This is a genomic window from Tardiphaga sp. (genome assembly GCF_025356345.1).
GTDB lineage: Bacteria > Pseudomonadota > Alphaproteobacteria > Rhizobiales > Xanthobacteraceae > Tardiphaga.
Genome location: NZ_JANXTC010000083.1, coordinates 1 through 19,223 on the forward strand (window position 1 = coordinate 1; position 19,223 = coordinate 19,223).

Annotated in this window: 12 protein-coding genes and 1 pseudogene; 8 read left to right on the forward strand and 5 right to left on the reverse strand. The window is 63.4% G+C overall.

The features are described 5' to 3' along the window. Positions 1-387: 387 nt before the first annotated feature. Positions 388-2,088 (forward strand): HAMP domain-containing methyl-accepting chemotaxis protein, encoded by a 1,701-nt coding sequence (locus Q0S16_RS04550; protein ID WP_295845543.1) that lies wholly within the window; start codon positions 388-390, stop codon positions 2,086-2,088. 24 nt (positions 2,089-2,112) lie between these two features. On the opposite strand, the gene hemN is transcribed toward Q0S16_RS04550, so the two are convergent. Next, positions 2,113-3,471: an oxygen-independent coproporphyrinogen III oxidase gene (hemN, locus tag Q0S16_RS04555; protein ID WP_295845547.1), complete on the reverse strand. Its 1,359-nt coding sequence runs from the start codon at positions 3,469-3,471 to the stop codon at positions 2,113-2,115. A gap of 358 nt (positions 3,472-3,829) precedes the next feature. On the opposite strand from hemN, the gene Q0S16_RS04560 reads away from it, so the two are divergent. Then, entirely contained in the window at positions 3,830-5,530 is a 1,701-nt protein-coding gene (locus Q0S16_RS04560; RefSeq protein ID WP_295845549.1) for a HAMP domain-containing methyl-accepting chemotaxis protein, read from the forward strand. Between the two features lie 25 nt (positions 5,531-5,555). On the opposite strand, the gene Q0S16_RS04565 is transcribed toward Q0S16_RS04560, so the two are convergent. From Q0S16_RS04565 to Q0S16_RS04580, 4 genes are all read right to left on the reverse strand, one after another. After that, positions 5,556-6,707: an alpha/beta hydrolase gene (locus tag Q0S16_RS04565; RefSeq protein WP_295845571.1), complete on the reverse strand. Its 1,152-nt coding sequence runs from the start codon at positions 6,705-6,707 to the stop codon at positions 5,556-5,558. A 16-nt stretch (positions 6,708-6,723) separates the two neighbouring features. Then, a complete protein-coding gene (locus Q0S16_RS04570; RefSeq protein WP_295845551.1) occupies positions 6,724-8,034 on the reverse strand; it encodes a cobyrinate a,c-diamide synthase in 1,311 nt (436 codons plus the stop codon). A gap of 188 nt (positions 8,035-8,222) precedes the next feature. Further along, entirely contained in the window at positions 8,223-9,767 is a 1,545-nt protein-coding gene (locus tag Q0S16_RS04575) for an acyl-CoA synthetase (protein WP_295845552.1), read from the reverse strand. A 204-nt stretch (positions 9,768-9,971) separates the two neighbouring features. Next, positions 9,972-11,144: an acetyl-CoA C-acetyltransferase gene (locus Q0S16_RS04580; RefSeq protein ID WP_295845555.1), complete on the reverse strand. Its 1,173-nt coding sequence runs from the start codon at positions 11,142-11,144 to the stop codon at positions 9,972-9,974. A 126-nt stretch (positions 11,145-11,270) separates the two neighbouring features. On the opposite strand from Q0S16_RS04580, the gene Q0S16_RS04585 reads away from it, so the two are divergent. From Q0S16_RS04585 to Q0S16_RS04610, 6 genes and pseudogenes are all read left to right on the forward strand, one after another. After that, complete coding sequence (locus Q0S16_RS04585; protein WP_295845557.1) at positions 11,271-11,936, forward strand: TetR family transcriptional regulator; 666 nt, start codon at positions 11,271-11,273, stop codon at positions 11,934-11,936. A gap of 223 nt (positions 11,937-12,159) precedes the next feature. Further along, entirely contained in the window at positions 12,160-12,918 is a 759-nt protein-coding gene (locus Q0S16_RS04590) for an SDR family NAD(P)-dependent oxidoreductase (RefSeq protein ID WP_295845559.1), read from the forward strand. Between the two features lie 231 nt (positions 12,919-13,149). Next, entirely contained in the window at positions 13,150-15,024 is a 1,875-nt protein-coding gene (locus Q0S16_RS04595) for an AMP-binding protein (protein WP_295845563.1), read from the forward strand. A gap of 112 nt (positions 15,025-15,136) precedes the next feature. Beyond that, positions 15,137-16,264 carry an acyl-CoA dehydrogenase family protein gene (locus tag Q0S16_RS04600; RefSeq protein ID WP_295845565.1) on the forward strand — a complete coding sequence of 376 codons (1,128 nt, stop codon included), beginning with the start codon at positions 15,137-15,139 and terminating at the stop codon, positions 16,262-16,264. A gap of 169 nt (positions 16,265-16,433) precedes the next feature. After that, on the forward strand, positions 16,434-17,678 hold the full coding sequence (locus Q0S16_RS04605; protein WP_295845569.1) for an acyl-CoA dehydrogenase: 1,245 nt from the start codon (positions 16,434-16,436) through the stop codon (positions 17,676-17,678). A 175-nt stretch (positions 17,679-17,853) separates the two neighbouring features. Continuing rightward, a pseudogene (locus Q0S16_RS04610) lies at positions 17,854-19,098 on the forward strand (acyl-CoA dehydrogenase). Positions 19,099-19,223 lie beyond the last annotated feature (125 nt).

Sequence of the window (19,223 nt, forward strand, 5' to 3'; positions counted from 1 at the left end):
GATCTGCTTCTCGATCTGGGCGATGGCCTGCTCGGCCAGTTCGACGGCGGAAACCTGCCTGGCCTTGAGCGCCGCTGACATTTCGGTGGCGGTGGCGAAGACGGAAGTCGGTGCGGTCAAGGCAGGCTCCTGTGATCCAAAATGGTACTCGGAGCATGCTCAGTTCGGCGATGTACCGCAAGCGACAGGCCGGTCACGAAAGGGAAGGTCGATGCTCACGCATACGATCATCGGGCAATTTGCGCGCCTTAGAAGCAGAGCGGGCGATCATCGGCCGATTAACGCCAAATTAGTGGAGGCTGCGGTACTTTGGTAGCCTCGGGTGCTGGCATCCTTCTGGATGTGATCGCACTTTCTCCGTTCGATTCGAGCAATCTGGAGTACGACATGGCCTGGCTGAACAATTTCAAGATTACCTTTAAAATCGGCCTGATCGTTGCTTTGCTCGCCATCGTTGTGATCGGTGCTTCGGGATTTGCCGCCAGTCGGCTGCGGGCCTTGAGCGAAGCCAGCATGGATATGGTGATGCGGGTCAGCCGTTACACCACGGAAACCGCGCGCGGCAGCCGCCGCATTGAACGCTATATTTCATCAGCCTTCCAGCTCGCCGCGGAAACCACGCCGGCGGGGAATGCGAAGTATCTCGCGCAGACCGCCGAAGCCAAGCAGGGCTACGAGACCATCATGGCGGCGATCCTGAAAAATCTGCCGGAGAAGGCGGCGGTCATCGAGCCGATAACCGCGACTTTCCAGAAGGCCTTCATCGCCTGTGGCCCGGTCGTCGAATTTGCCTCGAAAACGGTGTCGCCTGAGGACTCCATGAAGGCCTCGATGCGACTGAAGACCGAATGCATCCCGCTGCTGGAGCCGGGCATCGCAGCCCAGGCCAAATTCCTCGATAGCCTTCTGGTCGATGCCGCCAACCAGTCGAATGATATAACCACCCGCGCCGAGTCCTCGATCTCCACCGTGCTGGTAGCAGCGGGTGCCGGCCTTCTGGTCAGTCTCGCCGTGGCGCTGTGGATCGGCATCAAGGGGTTGGCGAATCCGATCGTCGAGCTGAAAACCGTGATGGAGGCTTTCGCCCGCAACGACCTGCGGGCAACCGTCCCCGGCGTGACGCGCCGCGACGAGTTGGGTGAGATGGCGCGGACCGTCGAAGTGTTCAAGAACAACGGCCTCGAGGTGGAGCGGTTGAAGCTCGACCAGCATGCCGCCGAGCAGCGCACCGCGGGGCAGCGCAAGAGCGACATGCACAAGCTCGCCAATGATTTCGAGACCGCCGTCGGTCAGATCATCGAAACGGTATCGTCGGCCTCCAAGGAGCTGGAAAGCTCGGCCACCTCGCTGACGCAGACGGCGGATCGCTCGCAGCAGCTGACCCGGATCGTGGCAACGGCGTCCGGCGAGGCCTCTACCAATGTACAGTCCGTCGCATCGGCGACCGAGGAGATGTCCTCGTCGGTCAACGAGATCAGCCGCCAGGTGCAGGAATCGGCCATGATCGCCAATCAGGCGGTCGATCAGGCCCGCAAGACCAATGAACGCGTCGGCGAACTCGCCAAGGCCGCGGCGCGGATCGGCGATGTCGTCGAGCTGATCAACACCATCGCCGGCCAGACCAATCTGCTGGCGCTGAATGCGACCATCGAGGCGGCGCGCGCCGGTGACGCGGGGCGCGGCTTTGCGGTGGTGGCATCGGAAGTCAAAGCCCTGGCCGAGCAGACCGCGAAGGCCACCGGCGAGATCAGTGCGCAAATCTCCGGCATTCAGGCGGCGACGCATGAATCCGTGGGCGCGATCAAGGAGATCGGCGATACCATCGGTCGGATGTCGGAAATTGCTTCTACCATCGCCTCAGCGGTGGAAGAGCAGGGCGCGGCGACAAGGGAGATTTCCCGCAATGTGCAGCGCGCCGCGCAAGGCACGACGCAAGTCACCACCAATATCGGCGATGTCCAGCGCGGCGCTTCCGAAACTGGCTCGGCGTCGGCCCAGGTACTGTCCGCCGCGCAGTCGCTGTCCTCGGAAAGCGGTCGCCTCAAGGAGGAAGTCGGGAAATTCCTCGGCTCTGTCCGGGCGGCCTGACCTGTATCGGATGGGAGGCCGGCGTCAGACCGACATCGAGTGCCTCGCTCCGGCGGCGGGATTAAGATAGGCGTCGAAGCGGGCGCAGATGCTACGAACGAAGGGCCGACCGCGTGGCGTTAATTCGAAGCCATCGTCGCTCGCTGTGAGAAAGCCGTCGGGATCGTCGGCCACCATGGCGTCCACCTCGCGCAACAGCCCATGGGCGTCCGCTTCTCCGAAATTGGCGGCGATGGCTGCGAAGGAGAAGGCGAAGTCGCACATCAGCCGTTCGATCACGAAGGCACGCAGCCGGTCGTCCGGCGCCAGCGTCCAGCCGCGAGCGGTGGCGAGTCCATTATGCGCTACACGGCTGGTGTAGTCGGCCACCGTGACGGCGTTCTGCACATAGCCCTGTGGCAGTTTGCCGATCGCCGAGGCCCCCAGTCCGATCAGCGTGTCGGCGCCGTCGGTGGTGTAGCCCTGGAAATTGCGATTGAGCGGCAGCCTGGCGAGGCTGTCGTCGCGGCGAGCGAAATGGTCGAGTCCGAGTTGTACATAGCCCGCTTTGGCAAGCTGCGAGGTCAGCCGCCGCGCCATCGCAAAGCGCTCGATCGGCCCGGGCAAGGTGGCCTCGTCGATCAGCTTCTGATTATGCGCCCGCTGCGGCAGATGAGCGTAGCCGAAGATGGCGATGCGGTCGGGCGACAATTCAATCACCTGCGAGATGGTCTGCGCCAGACTGTGCTCGGTCTGCCGCGGCAGGCCATAGACCAGATCCATGTTGACCGAGCTTATGCCGCGGTCGCGGAACAGGTCGAGCGACGCCTTGGAGACATCATAGCTTTGCATCCGGCCGATCGCGGCCTGCACCGCGGGATCGAAATCCTGCACGCCGATCGAGATCCGGTTGACGCCGATTCCAACGAAGGCATCGGCCTTGTCGGCGGTCATCAGCCGCGGATCGATCTCGACCGCGAATTCAGTGGCTGCCTCGACGTGAAAATTGGCCTTCAGCGCGGCACCAAGGCGGACGATGTCGGCGACCGCGAGGATATCGGGCGAGCCACCGCCCCAGTGCAAATGGGTCAGCCGGTGCCGGCGCGGCACTAACCCTGCGACGGTGGCGATCTCGGCTTCCAGCGTGTCGAGGTAACGAGCCACGGGATCATAACGGCGTGTCGCCTTGGTGCTGCAGGCGCAATACCAGCACATCTCGTTGCAGAACGGAATGTGCAGATACAGCGACAGCGCTGCGTCATCGGCCAGCCCCGCAAGCCAGTTGCGGTAGTCGACGGGGCCGACGGATGATTGGAAGTGATTGGCGGTAGGATAGCTGGTGTAACGCGGCAGCGCCGCGGCGCGGCGCATCACCAGCGCTCTGTCGATGTCATTCAGGCTCATGGCATGCTCTGCAACGCATTTGCGCGCCCGGTGGCGCGCAGATGTTGAGAACTATGCCCGCTGTCACGTCCGCCGAGGATGATCTGGATCAACACCCTGCGCAATCAGGTCTCGTTGCCGTTGCGAGGATGAAGGGCCGAAGGTCGAGGGCCGCGAGGTTCACGCCGCGAAGCTTTCAGCGTGAACCTCGGGAGGACAGAAGTCAGTCCGCGCACGTACCTAAGTACGTACGAAAACGTACTAATCTTAACTCGATCTTTATGCCGATAAAGTGATGTCTGAATTAACGGTGCCAGCATACTCCCGGATCGGTTGACACCTCACGCGCCTCATTAGCGCCCACCATGCTGGAGCGCCAATGTCCTGGCTCGATAATTTCAAGATCATCTTCAAAATTGGTCTGATCGTCGCGTTGCTTACCATTGTCGTGGTCGGCTCGGCTGCCTTCGCGATCCAGCGGATGTATTCGATGGACGAAGGCTATAGCGACCTGATTTCGCGCGTCGACAAGAGTACGACGCTTTCGGCCCGCGCGTCGCGCCGCGCCGAAGCCTATCTTTCCGCGGCTTTCCAGCTGGCCGCGGAAGTAACCGATGCCGGTAACGTAAAATACCTTGCGCAGGCCGCCGACAGCCGCAAGGACTATGAGGGCATCATGGCGCAGGTCGTCAGGAACATGCCAGAGAATGCCTCTATCCTGGAGCCGTTGCTCTCCAACTACGCGCAGAGCTTCGTGGCCTGCGATCCTGCGATCAAATATGCGGCGTCCACCAGCACTCCCGAACAAAATTTCAAAGCAGCTGCGCGGCTCAAGGCTGAATGCGTCCCGTTGATCGAAGCAGCCATCGCCAGTCATGCCAAAGTCAACGATAGCCTTATTGCCGACGCAGCCAGAATTTCCGATGTCCTTACCGCACGGGCAAACTCCGCTATTAGCGGCGTGACGGCGGCCACCGCGGCGGGTCTGCTGGTCAGTCTTGCTTTGGCATTGTGGATCGGGACGGCGGGCCTGTCCCGGCCGATCAGTGAGCTCAAGACGGTGATGGAAGCCCTGGCACGCAAGAATTTTGCCATCGAGGTTCCAAGCATCGACCGTCGTGATGAGATCGGCGACATGGCCCGTACCGTGGAAGTCTTCAAGAGCAGCGGCCTTGCCGTCGAACGCATGACCGGCGAGCAGCAGGCAACCGAGCGGCGCACGGCCGCCGAGCGCAAGGCCGAAATGCTCCGGCTGGCGAGCGATTTCGAAGGCGCGGTCGGAGAGATCATCGAGACGGTGTCGGCGGCCTCGACAGAACTCGAAGCCTCCGCCGATACATTGTCGGCTACCGCCGCGCGCGCGCAGCAGACGACGTCGTTGGTTGCAGCCGCGTCCGAAGAAGCCTCGGCCAATGTGCAGTCGGTGGCCTCGGCCACCGAGGAGATGGCCTCCTCGGTCAACGAGATCAGCCGTCAGGTGCAGGAATCCTCGCGGATCGCCCAGGAAGCGGTCGACCAGGCCCGCAAGACCAATGACCGCGTCGGCGAATTGGCCAAGGCCGCGGCCCGGATCGGCGACGTCGTCGAGCTGATCAACACCATCGCCGGCCAGACCAACCTGCTGGCGCTGAATGCGACCATCGAGGCGGCCCGCGCCGGCGATGCCGGTCGCGGATTTGCCGTGGTGGCTTCGGAAGTGAAGGCACTGGCCGAACAGACCGCGCGGGCGACCGGCGAGATCTCGGCGCAGATTTCCGGCATCCAGAACGCCACCCAGGATTCGGTGGGCGCCATTAGGGAGATCGGCAGCACGATCGGCAAGATGTCGGAAATCGCATCGACCATCGCCGCGGCAGTGGAAGAACAGGGCGCGGCGACTCAGGAGATCTCCCGCAACATCCAGATGGCGGCGCAAGGCACCACCCAGGTCAGTGCGAATATCGGCGATGTGCAGCTCGGCGCCTCCGAGACCGGCTCGGCGTCAGCGCAGGTGCTTTCGGCGGCGCAGTTCCTGTCACGCGACAGCGCACGGTTGAAGGCTGAAGTCGGCAGGTTCCTCAGCACGGTTCGCGCGGCGTAAGCGAGCTGACGGCCGCCGGGCGAATCTATCGCCCGGCGGCTTGTGGAACGAAAGCCAGCAACAGCCGGGCAACCTCGTCGGGCTGTTCCTGCTGCACCCAGTGTCCGGCGCCGTCGATCAAATGGATGCCGCGCAGGTCGGTGCAGGCGGCGCTCTGCATTGCCTCGATGGCGCCGGGTCGCTGGTAGATGCCCCAGTCCTGACGGCCGGAAATGAAGACGGAGGGCACGTCGATGCTGCGACCCGACCAGGTCTCGTATTCGGCGGCGAACGCGCCCGTGGTGTTGCAGCGGTACCATTGCAGCCCGCCCTGGAAGCCGGTGCGGGCAAATTCGGCGGCGTAGAATGCAAGCTCGCGATCCGGCAGCCAGGCGCAGGACGCAATCGCTTCCGCCGATGGCATTTCCGCCGCGACGGTGGCGGCCATGGTCTGGCCGAGGTCCATCACATAATAGGTCGGCAGCTTTGCCAGTTCCGTCGCGGTCCAGCCCTGCAGACGATGCGGTCCGTTGCCGGCCCAGTCGGCGCTCTTGTGATGGTAATAGGCCCGCAGAAAATCATGCACGCCCTGCGGCGCGTGCTGCATGTCGCCATTGGCCTGACGTTTTGCATAGTACCATTGATAGTGCTCGCGCGGCCGTGGCAGCGCGGCGAGGTCGTGATGAATGGTGTCTGGCAGTTTAGCGATGGCTGGCCTGTCGGCGGTACCGAGCGGCAGGGAAGGCGGCCCTGAGAACGGCGCGCTCATCAGCGCCACTGAACAAAAGACGTCCGGCCGTACCAGCGCGCACCATGCTGCGACCGAGCTGCCGTAATCATGGCCGACCACCGCGTCGACCGCGCGATAGCCGAATGCCGATACCAGACCGAGCGCATCGCGCACCAGGTTAAGCAGGCGGAACGGGCCAAGATCGCCATCATAGTCGGCGCTCCAGCCGGTCGTGCGGCCATAGCCACGCTGGTCCGGCGCGAGCACGTGATATCCCGCCGCGGCGAGAAGCGGCATCAGCTTGCGCCAGCTATAGGCCAGTTCCGGAAAACCGTGCAGCAGCAGAATGCAGGGCCGCCCGGTGGACTCGAAACCGGCCTCCAGGACGTGGATGCGCAGACCGTTGATGTCATCGACAAAACGCGAGCGGATACCGGCCGGGAGGTAGGTGGCATCGATCGGGTTCATCATGGTCGGGCTTCCGTCAGTCGGCCTGCGCGATGGTGTGAAAAAATGTTCCGGTGGCATGGCCGCGGCGTCCACCGCGCTCGGCCACGGGCCGGCCTTGGGCATCGCAGAGTTCGACCAGCGGCGCGTCATTGCCCGGCGACAACAGCGAGGCATAGTGAAATTCGTGGCCGCGCAGTTTCGATCCGGCGGCGCCGACCGGGCTGTCAGCGAGCAGCGTCGCTTCGCGGTAGCCAAGATGCATGCGCCGGTTCTGGAAACTGGTGCTGTGGCCGAGCAGGCCGGTCATCGCGTGCATCGCGCCGTCGGCATCCTCGATGCCTTCGCCTAGTACCATGTAGCCGCCGCACTCGCCATGGACGGGGCGGGTCTGCGCGAAGCGCGCCAGTCCGTCGCGAAAAATCCGCGCGGCGGCCAGCGTCGCCGCGTGCAATTCGGGATAGCCCCCCGGCAGCCAGCAGATATCGCAGGCCTCCGGCGGTGCCTCGTTGGCCAGCGGCGAAAACGGTATGATCTCGGCGCCGGCGCGGCGCCAGCCGTTCAGCAGATGCGGATAGATGAAACTGAACGCGGCATCGGACGCCAGCGCGATGCGCTGGCCGGGCGGCGGCAAGGCCGTCAGCGCCGTACGGGGGTGATCGAGCGGGACTGCCAGCGCCAGGATGGCATCGAGATCGAGATGCTGCTCGGCCATGTCGGCGAGCACCCCGAGGCGGGCGGTGAGATCTTTATATTCGCCGGCCTGGATCAGGCCGAGGTGCCGCTCCGGCAGTCCGAATGCCGCGCTGCGCGGTATGGCGCCGACGACCGGCATGCCGAGCCTGGCGATGGCGTCGGTGACCAGCGTGCGGTGGCGTTCGCTGCCGACGCGGTTGAGGATCACGCCGGCGACGCGAACATCGGGCTCGTGGCTGGCAAAGCCGCGCACCATAGCGGCCGCGGATTGCGACTGCGCGGTGACGTCGAGCACCAGCAGCACCGGCAGCTTGAACCGCGCGGCGAGGTTGGCGCTGCTGCCTTCGCGGCCGGCCACGCCCGCTACGCCGTCGAACAGGCCCATCACGCCTTCGACCACCAGCAGATCGGCGCCTTCCGATGCATCGGCAATGAGCGCGTTGAGCAACGTCGGCGGCATGCTCCAGCTGTCGAGGTTGATGCTGGCATGCCCGGTGGCGGCGGCATGAAAGGCCGGGTCGATGTAATCCGGGCCGGCCTTGGCCGCGCGCACCATGACACCGCGGCGCGCCAGCGCCGCCAGCAGGCCGAGCGTCACGGTGGTCTTGCCGGCGCCGGACCGCGCCGCGGAGATAAGGAGGCCGGTAGTCATAAGAGAGATAATTGCATGAACATCGCGGCGGATTAACGCGGTAGACGGAAGGTCGCAAGAGCGGCGATCTCAAATCGTCCGTTGGTCATTGCGAGGAGCGTCTCGCGACGAAGCAATCCAGTCTTCGTTCGCGGCTTCTGGATTGCCGCGTCGCTTCGCGCCTCGCAATGACACGGAGAGGGCGGAGCCTACGCCGTCGCCGCTTGCTTGTTCGGCCAGTAGCGATCGCGCAGATGGCGCTTCACCGGCTTGCCGGTGGGCGTGCGTGGCAGTTCGGCTTCAAAGTCGATGCTCTTCGGGCATTTGATTGGCGACAAATGTTTGCGGCAGAACGCAATCAGTTCCGCTTCCAGCGCCTTGCCGGCGCGGGCCAGATCGTGCGGCTGCACCACGGCCTTGACCTCCTCGCCCATCTCCTCGTTCGGCACGCCGAACACCGCGACGTCGGCGATTTCCGGATGGGTGATTAGCACGTCTTCGGTCTCCTGCGGATAGATATTCACGCCGCCGGAGATGATCATGTAGGACTTGCGGTCGGTGAGATACAAAAAGCCCTCGCCGTCGAGATAGCCGACATCGCCGAGCGTCGACCAGCCCCTGTCGTTATAGGCGCGCTTCGTCTTCTCGGGGTCGTTGTGATAGGAGAATACTGGCGCGTCGGCGAAATACACCGTGCCGATTTCGCCGGTCGGCATTTCTTGCTCGTCGTCGCCGACGATCTTGACCACGCCGGTCACCGCCTTACCCACGGTGCCGCGATGCGACAGCCATTGCTGCGAATCCGACACCGTGACGCCGTTGCCTTCGGAGCCGGCATAGTACTCGATCAGGATCGGTCCCCACCAGTCGATCATCCGTGCCTTGACGTCGGCCGGGCAGGGCGCGGCGGCATGAATCGCACCGTTCAGTGACGACACATCGTAGCGAAGCCGCACTTCCCCGGGCAGTTTGAGCATACGGACGAACATGGTCGGCACCAGTTGCGACTGGGTGATTCGGTGCTTCTCGACCAGCTTCAAAAATTCCTCGGCGTCGAAGGATTCCATGATCACCGAGGTGCCGCCGAGCGTGATCGCCATCATGTTGAAGCGCAACGGAGCGGCGTGATATAGTGGCGCCGGCGACAGATAGATGCTGTCGGCGTTCATGCCACACATGTCGCCGCAGAGCTTTTTCAAAAACGGACTGGGCACGTCGATCGGGGTCTTCTCTGAGGCGCGCTTGATGCCCTTCGGCCGCCCGGTGGTGCCCGACGAATAGAGCATATCGGTGCCCGCTACCTCGTCTGCGATCGGCGTGGTCGGCTGCGCGGCGAGTGCGGTGTCCCAATCGCGAAAGCCGTCACGCGGGTCGTCGACAATGTAAAACAGCGTGTCCGGCGCGTCCGGAATCAGCGGGGCGATGACCTCGGCGCCTTTCGGCGAGGTAATGACGATTCGGGCGCCGCAATCCTTCACGATGTAGGCGATCTCGTCGGCTGTGAGGTAGCGGCTGATCGCGGTGTAATACAGTCCGGCGCGTTGCGCTGCCCAGCAGATCTGCATGAATTCCAGCCGGTTCTCCATCAAGAAGGCGATGTGATCGCCAGCCTTCAGGCCGAGGGACCTAAATAGCTGCGCGCCCTGGTTGGAGCGTTCATCGAGCTGACGATAGGTGATGGATTGGCCCGAACCCGCCATCAGATAGGCGATCTTGTCGGGCGTCGTTCGGGCATGAATCGATGGGTGCGTCATGGCGTTTCCTCGGAGGCCGGCGGATTTTTCCACTCGTGGTGATTTGGATTGCGTTGCGCTTTCTTTCCCCCTTTTTCCCCTTGTGGGAGTAGGTGGCGCGGGCGAAGTCCGCGTCGGATGAGGGGGCACGACATTTCCCCCTGACCCGTCCGCGCTTCGCGCGGCCACCCTCTCCGACCGGGGGACAGGGAAGCCAGATCAGAGTTACAGCCGTTCGATGATCGTCACATTGGCCATGCCGCCGCCTTCGCACATGGTCTGCAGCCCATAGCGCTTGTTGTTTTGCTTCAAAGCGTGGATCAGCGTGGTCATCAGCTTGGTGCCCGAGCCGCCGAGCGGATGGCCGAGTGCGATGGCGCCGCCATTGACGTTGAGCCGGGCCGGATCGGCGCCGGTGCTCTTCAGCCAGGCCGCCGGCACCGATGCAAACGCCTCGTTGACCTCGAACAAATCGATGTCGTTGATCTTCATGCCGGCTTTCTTCAATGCGCGCTCGGTGGCGGGCAGCGGCGCTTCCAGCATGATGACGGGGTCGCCGCCCATCATGGTCATGTGATGGATGCGGGCCAGCGGTTTGACGCCGAGGGTTTTAAGGCCAGCCTCGTTGACGACCATGACACCGGAGGCGCCGTCGCAGATCTGGCTGGCGGATGCGGCGGTCAGCCGGCCGTTCTCGGCAATCAGCTTGACGCCGCGAATGCCGTCGAGCGTGGCGTCGAAGCGGATGCCCTCATCGATGTGGTGGGTGTCGGTTGAGCCGTCGGCGCGGGTGATCGCGAGCGGGATGATTTCATCCTTGAAACGGCCGGCCTGGGTCGCGGCAATGGCGCGCTGGTGGCTTTCAAAGGCATATTGATCGAGATCATCCTTCGAGAGGCCGTATTTTTCGGCGACCATCTCTGCGCCGGTGAACTGGTTGAACTGGATGTTGGGGTAACGTTGCTCCATGCCCGGGCTTTTGTAGGTGCCGAGGCCCGCCTTGGCGGCGAGGCTGCTCGGCGAGCCCATCGGGACGCGGGTCATGCTCTCGACACCCGCGGCAATGACGATGTCCATGGCGCCGGACATCACCGCCTGTGCGGCGAAATGCAGCGCCTGCTGCGATGACCCGCACTGCCGGTCGATTGAGGTGCCGGGCACGCTCTCCGGCAATCGGGACGCCAGAACCGCGTTGCGCGCGACATTGACGGCCTGCTCGCCGCCCTGGCCGACGCAGCCCATGATGACGTCTTCGATCGCGGCCGGATCGACGCCGGAGCGGGTGACCAACTCGTTGAGCACGGAAGCGGCGAGATCGGCGGGGTGCCAGCCCGACAGGCGACCTCCCTTGCGGCCGCCTGCAGTGCGTGCGGCGGCGACGATATAGGCCTCAGCCATGTGCGGTCTCCCTTTGCCTGTTATGTCGGCGTTTTGATCGCAGGATTAAAAGGTTCAGGATAAGCTTAGTCAATCGCTCAATTAACTCTTGAAACGATCGCCGTCCTCGGGTTATCTGCGCATCCAATGACGCCGAACCCGCACACCAGCACCCCAGCCCGAGTCGCCGGACGCAATCCGACGGCCGACAAACTATTGCTGGCGGCGAGTGAATTGATGATCGCCAGCAATTCGATCGAAGTGTCGCTGAGCGAGATCGCGCAGCGCTCCGGGGTCAATGCGGCGCTGGTTAAATATCATTTCGGCAACAAGGACGGTCTGCTGCTGGCCTTGCTGGCGCGCGATGCCGCCACCGAAATGACCAACCTCGATTATTTGATGGCACAGCCGATTCCGGCCAGCGCCAAGCTCAAGCTGCACATCGCCGGCATCATCAAGGCCTATCACCAGTTTCCTTACATGAACCGGCTGATCCACTATCTGCTGCATGAGAGCGGCAATGAGGCGGCCGATGAAGTATCGAAGTTCTTCATCGGTCCGCTGCTCGATTTCCATCGCCGCTTGCTGGCGGAAGGTTTCGAGAGCGGTGAATTTCACAAGATCGATCCGGTGCTGTTCTACACCAGCCTGATCGGCGCTTGCGACAACCTGTTCTTCAGCCGTCATGCGATGTCGCGCGCCATTGGCGTCGGCCCGGTGACGGAGGAAGTCTGTCGAGACTACGTCGCCCATATGGAGTCGATGTTGCTCGGTGGGATGCTGACCAATAAAAAGGCGGAAGCAACCGCCTGACGGCCAGAGCTAAGAAGAAACGGCCCCAAGGAAGATTACGACCAGGCGAAGCGACCAAGAAAAAAATGCAAGCGGGAAACGCCCAAGGAAACTCTTCGAGAAAGCAATTCAAGGAACGGTCAACGTATCGTTCGAACAATAAAATAAGAAACGTCCAAGGACTTTTTTCTAAAAACAAGACTTCAAAAAACGATCAGGAAACGCCCAAGGAAAGGCAAACTCGATGCAGCTGAAAGATGTGGCCGTATTCATTACCGGCGGTGGTTCGGGGCTCGGTGCCGCTACCGCCCGCGCGATGGCCGCCAAGGGCGCCAAGGTCGCGGTGTTCGATCGTAGCCAGGAAAATGCCGAGGCGGTCGCCGCGGAAATCAAGGGCCTCGCTGTCGTCGGCGACGTCACCAGCGAGGATCAGGTCAAGGCTGGCCTCACCAAGGCGGAAGCCGCGCACGGCACCGCGCGCGTGCTGGTGAACTGCGCCGGCATCGGCGGTTCGCAGCGCATCGTCGGCAAGCAGGGCGTCTATCCGCTGGAAAAATTCACCAACGTCATCATGGTCAATCTGATCGGCACCTTCAACGTGCTCCGGCTGTTCGCCGAACAGCTGGTGAAGCAGGAAGTCATTGGCGAAGAGCGCGGCGTCATCATCAACACCGCCTCGGTGGCGGCCTATGAAGGCCAGATCGGCCAGATCGCCTATGCCGCCTCCAAGGGTGGCGTGGTGGGTCTGACCTTGCCGGCGGCACGCGACCTGTCGTCGCAGAAAATCCGCGTCAACACCATCGCGCCGGGCCTGTTCCTGACGCCGCTGCTAATGGGGCTCAACGAGGAGGCGCGCGCCAGCCTCGGCGCCCAGGTCCCGCATCCCGCCCGGCTTGGTGACGCGTCGGAATATGGCATGCTCGCGGTTCATATCGTCGAGAACCCGATGCTGAACGGCGAAACCATCCGTCTGGATGGCGCCATCCGCATGGCGCCAAGGTAGGCTGCCAGTTTCTTCCCTCTCCCCCAGCGCAGCGGCGCGAGGTGGGAGAGGGTGCCTGAGCGCAGCGAAGGCGGGAGAGAGCCGCGCCAAGCCTCTCCCCCTCTTCCGACCGCGCACTCGGCCGATTTCAGCGCGCCCTCTGCCACAAGGGGAGAGGGCGCATCGAAGACCGCCTCGACAACAAGGTCCATTCAAGAGACCAACTGCTACCAAAACACCCGGGAGATTGAGATGAACGCGCAGTCCGCGGCGGTGCTCACCAAACCCGCCTTCCGCAAGATCAACTGGATGAAGCGCGATATCGATGTCGAGCGCCGACCGGATGGCGTCATCGTCCTGAAGTCGCGGGTACCACTGGTGGACTATCAGACCCACCTGCCGGCCTCGCTGGACAAATGGGCAAGACTGCGACCCGCCCATGTCTGGCTGGCGCAGCGCGCCGGCACCGAGCGGCAGTGGCGCTATGTCACTTATGCCGAGGCAAAGCGAACGGTTGATGCGCTGACCCAGGCGTTGCTCGACATGAAGCTGGAGGCCGATCGCCCGATCGCGATCCTGTCCGGCAATTCCATTGAGCACGCGCTGATGACCCAGGCCTCGATGCAGGCCAGGCATCCGGCGGCGCCGGTGTCGCCGGCCTATTCGCTGATGAGCCAGGACCACGCCAAGCTGAAATATCTGTTCGGCCTGATCCAGCCCGCGGTGGTGATGGTGCAGGACGGCCCGACGTTCCAGAAGGCGCTTGACGCGCTCGACCTCACCGGCATCCGCGTCGTCCACGTCGATCGTCCGCCCGCAGGCATTGCCAGCACCGCCTATGCCGAGATGGCCGCGACGAACGTGACCCCGGCGGTTGAGGAATCGATCGCGAAAATCACGCCCGACACGATAGGCAAGCTGCTGTTCACGTCCGGCTCCACGGGGATGCCGAAGGCGGTCATCAACACCCAGGCGATGATGTGCTCGAACGCCGCGATGATGATGCAGGTCCGCCCGCGCGATCCCGCCGCCGCGCCGCCGGTCTATCTGGACTGGATGCCGTGGAACCACACCATGGGCGGCAACGCGCTGTTTCATCCGCTGCTGATCGAGGGCGGCACGCTGTATATCGACGATGGCCGGCCGATGCCCGGCATGATCGACGAGACGCTGCGCAATTTGCGCGAGATATCGCCGACCTACTATGCCAACGTCCCGGCGGGCTACGCGGCTCTCGCCGCGGCCATGGAAAAGGACGATGCGCTGTGTCGTTCTTTCTTCAAGAATATGGGTGTGATGGGCTATGGCGGGGCTCGGCTGCCCGACGATCTGTATGACCGCATGCAGGCGTTGGCGATCCGTACCACTGGCGAGCGCATCGTCTTCTACACCGGCTGGGGCTGCACCGAGACCTCGCCGACCTCGACCGGTACCTATTGGGATACCGAGCGCGTCGGTCTGATCGGCCTGCCGTTCCCTGGCGTCGAGCTGAAGATGGTGCCGGTGGATTCCAAGTACGAATTGCGGCTGCGTGGTATCAATGTGATGCCCGGCTATTACCGGCAGCCCGAATTGACCGAGGCCGCATTCGACGAGGAAGGGTTTTACAAGATCGGCGATGCCGGCATCTTCGTTGACGACGACGACCCGGTACAGGGCCTGATCTTTTCCGGCCGCGTCGTCGAGGATTTCAAACTGACCACCGGCACCTTTGTCCATGTCGGCAGCCTGCGCACCGACGCCATCGCCGCTGCTACCCCGGTGGTGCAGGACGCGCTGGTCACCGGGCAGGACCGGCCGTGGATCGGGCTGCTGGCGTGGCCCAACCTCGCCGCCTGCCGGATCCTGATTGGCAACCCGGAGGCGAGCTTCGACGATGTTGTCAAGCATCCGGCGGTGCTGGCCTGTCTGAGGAAGGGCCTGCAGGCGCACAATGCTTCTACCGAAGGCGCGAGCAGCCGTCGCATCGCGCGTGTGATGCTGATGGTCGAACCGGCCTCGGTGGACGGCAGCGAGTTGACCGACAAGGGCTACATCAACCAGCGCGCCGGCTTGCAACGCCGCGCCGACCTGGTCCAGCAGCTCTATGCCGAACTGCCGGGTGAAGATGTGATAGTGCTGAATTAAAAATGAGAATCCGTAGAATGGGTAGAGCGTAGCGAAACCCATCAATCGTAAACATCGTTGCGATGGGTTTCGTGAAGGCGCTCTACCAATCCGACACAAATGAGTAACCGCCATGAATTTCGATTTCTCCGACGACCAGAAGCAACTGCGCGACGAAGCGCGGCGTTTTCTTTCCGAAAAATGCCCGCCGAAGGCCGTGCGCGAGGTGATCGACGGCAAGGCGCCGTATGATCGCGAACTGTGGAAGGGCCTTGCCGATATGGGCTTCCTCGGCGTCACCATCCCGGAAGCGTTCGGTGGCTCCGGCGCCGGGCATCTCGAGTTGTGTGTGATCGCCGAGGAAATCGGTCGCGCGCTCGCGCCGGTGCCGTTCTCCTCGACGGTGTATCTGGCAGTGGAAGCGCTGCTGCTAGCCGGCTCCGAGGCGCAGAAGGCGAAGTGGCTGCCGGCGATTGCGACGGGGGCTGCGATCGGTACGCTGGCGCTGTTCGAAGGCCCGGGCAATCCATCGCCGAAGGCGATCAAGCTGACCGCCGCCAACGGTGTGCTGAATGGTGTCAAGCGCCCGGTGCCCGATGGCGCGATTGCCAATTTTGCCATCGTCGCCGCGCGCACCGGCTCCACCGGTCGCGACAGTGATATCTCGCTGTTCCTCGTCGAACTCGCCGCCGAAGGTGTGGAGGCCAAGGCACTGGCTGGTATCGATCCGTCGCGTAACCAGGCCGAGATCTCCTTCAAGAACGTCAAGGCCGAGCCGCTCGGCGCCGCGGGCGAGGGCTGGGGCATCGTTACGCAGGTGCTCGATCGCGCCGCAGTGTTGATCGGCTTCGAGCAGGTCGGCGGCGCCGACCGTGCGCTGGAGATGGGCCGCGACTACGCGCTTGACCGCATCGCCTTCGGCCGCCAGATAGGCTCGTTCCAGGCGATCAAGCACATGCTCGCCGACATGTACGTCTCGGCGACGCTGGCGCGCTCCAATTGCTATTACGGCGCCTGGGCGCTGTCGACCAATGCCGCCGAACTGCCGGAAGCCGCCGCCACCGCGCGCATCAGTGCGACGCAGGCGTTCCAGCACTGTGCCAAGAACAACATCCAGGTCCATGGCGGCATGGGTTTCACCTGGGAGTTCGACTGCCATCTGTACTATCGCCGCGCCAACGCGCTAGCGGTCGGACTCGGCAGCCTGTCGTACTGGGAAGACGCCCTGATCGACCGCATGCGGCAAAGGAATGCGGCGTAATTCTTTGTTTCTGCCCTCTCCCCCTGTGGGAGAGGGGGGCCGCGCGTAGCGCGGACGGGTGTGGGGTAGCCACAAGCTCCGAGCCCGGCAGTACCCCTCATCCGTCACGGCCTTCGGCCGTGCCACCTTCTCCCACAAGGGGAGAAGGAAGGAAGAAAGGATCACGACCATGAATTTCGACGATACCCCGCAGCAAGCCGCCTTTCGCGCCGAGGCCCGCGCCTGGATCGCGGCCAATGCGCCGAAGCAATATGAGGACGAACTGAAGAAGGCCTCGCTCGGCCGTATCCAGTTGCGTTCCGGAAACATCCTTGAAGTCGCAAAAGCCTGGCAGCAGAAGAAGGCCGATGCCGGCTGGGCGGTGCCGCACTGGCCGAAGGAATATGGCGGCCGCGGGTCGTCGCCGATCGAGCGGGTGATCTGGCAGCAAGAAGAGGGCGTGTTTGGCAAACTCGGCGCGCTGTTCATCATCGGCCACGGCATGTGCGGGCCGACCATGATGGCCTATGCGCAGGAAGACCAGAAGCGGCGCTATCTGCCGCCGCTGGCGTCCGGCGAGAACATCTGGTGCCAGCTGTTTTCCGAGCCCGCCGGCGGCTCCGACGTGGCGGGCCTGCGCACCCGCGCCGAAAAGGACGGCGATGGCTGGATCATCAACGGCCAGAAGATCTGGACCTCCGGCGCGCATTATTCCGATTACGGAATCCTGATTACCCGCACCGATCCAAACGTGCCCAAGCACAAGGGGCTCACCATGTTCTTCCTCGACATGAAGAGCCCCGGTGTTGAAGTGAGGCCGATCAAGCAGGCCAATGGCCAGTCTGAATTCAACGAGGTCTATTTCACCGATGTTCGGATTCCGGATTCGCAGCGGCTCGGCGAAGTCGGTGATGGCTGGAACGTGTCGCTGACCACGCTGATGAACGAACGCATGGCGATCGGCGCCAACATGGCGACCGGCGTGCCCGAACTGTTCGAGTTCTGCAGCAACTTCTTGCTGGAGGAAGGTCCGGCGATCGACGACCGCGCGGTGCGCTCGAAACTGGCGAACTGGGCGGTGCGCGCGAGCGGTCTAAAATACACCAGTTTTCGTGCGATTTCCGCGCTGTCGAAGGGCGAGCGGCCGGGGCCGGAGAACTCGATCGGCAAGCTGGTCGCCGGCTCGATGCTGCAGGATGTGGCGACCTATGCGCTGGATTTGCAGGGCGCCTCCGGCGTGCTGTCGGGCCCGGACGAAGCGGAGGTAGCCGGGAAATTCCAGGCCATCCTGCTGCGCTCGCCGGCCACCCGCGTCGAGGGCGGTACCGATGAGATCCTGCGCAACATCATCGCGGAACGCGTGCTGGGTCTTCCGGGCGACATCCGCGTCGACAAGAATGTGCCGTTCAATCAAATTCCCACACGGGGACGCTAGAAGCAACGTAGCCCTTCTTCCTCCTCCCCTTGTGGGAAAAGGTGGCGCGGACCAAATCCGCGTCGAATGAAGGAGCTTTTGCGTAAACACGACCCCTCACCCGGCCACGCTGCCGCGCGGCCACCCTTTCCCACGAGGGGAGAGGGAAGTAAAAGACGCCGCAAGGAGTGAGTACATGAATTTCGACGACACGCCCGATGAAGCCGCGTTTCGCGCCGAGGCCCGTGCCTGGATCGATGCGCACGCGCCGAAGCATCTCGAGGCCGAACTCACCCGGCCGTCGGCGCAGCGCGCCGGCGAGAAGCGCGATGCGATGGTCGATGTCGCCAAGGCCTGGCAAAAGAAGAAGGCCGATGCCGGCTGGGCCTGCCTGCACTGGCCGAAGGAATATGGCGGCTGCGGATCGACGCCGATCGAACGCGTGATCTGGCAGCAGGAAGAGGGCGTCTACGACAAGCTGGCGCGGCCGTTCGCGATCGGACAGGGCATGTGCGGACCCACCGTGATGGCCTATGCCGACGAGATGCAGAAGCGCAAATATCTGCCGCCGATGGCGTCCGGCGAGGCCATCTGGTGCCAGTTGTTCTCCGAGCCTGCCGGCGGCTCGGACGTGGCGGGCCTGCGCACCCGCGCCGAAAAGGACGGCGACGACTGGATCATCAACGGCCAGAAAATCTGGACCTCGGGCGCGCATTATTCCGATTTTGGCATTCTGATCACCCGCACCGATCCCAATGTGCCCAAGCACAAGGGCCTCACCATGTTCTTCCTCGACATGAAGAGCGCGGGCGTCGAGGTGAAGCCGATCAAGCAGGCCAATGGCCAGCAGGAATTCAACGAGGTGTTCTTCACCAATGTGCGGATTCCCGACAGCCAGCGGCTCGGCGCGGTCGGCGATGGCTGGAACGTGTCGCTGACGACGTTGATGAACGAGCGGATGTCGATCGGTGCGCGCCTGGCCACCGGCTTTCCCGAATTGTTCGATTTCTGCAGCAGCCTGATGCTGGAAGACGGTCCAGCGATCGACGATCCCGCGGTGCGATCGAAGCTGGCGAACTGGGCGGTGTAGAATTCCGGCCTCAAATACACCAGCTACCGCGCCATCTCGGCACTGTCGAAAGGCGAGCGGCCGGGGCCGGAAAATTCGATCGGCAAGCTGGTGTCCGGCGCGATGTCGCAGGATATCGCGACATTCGCCGCCGACCTGCAGGGCGCCAGCGGTGCTTTGTACGGCGCCGATGCCGAAGCGGGCGGCGAATTCCAGGCCATCATCCTGCAATCGCCGTCGATCCGCATTGCTGGCGGCACCGACGAGATCTTGCGCAACATCATCGCCGAACGCGTTCTCGGCCTGCCCGGCGACATCCGCGTCGACAAGGACGTGCCATTCAACAAGATCCCGACCAGGGGGCGCGGCTAGCCACGCGCGCTTCCCTCCCCTCCCTTTATGGGAGAGGAGGGGGCAGCGCGGAGCGCGGACGGCTGAGGGGCCGCCACAAGCTTCGAACCCTGCAGGCCCCTTCATCCGTCACCGCCGTCGGCCGT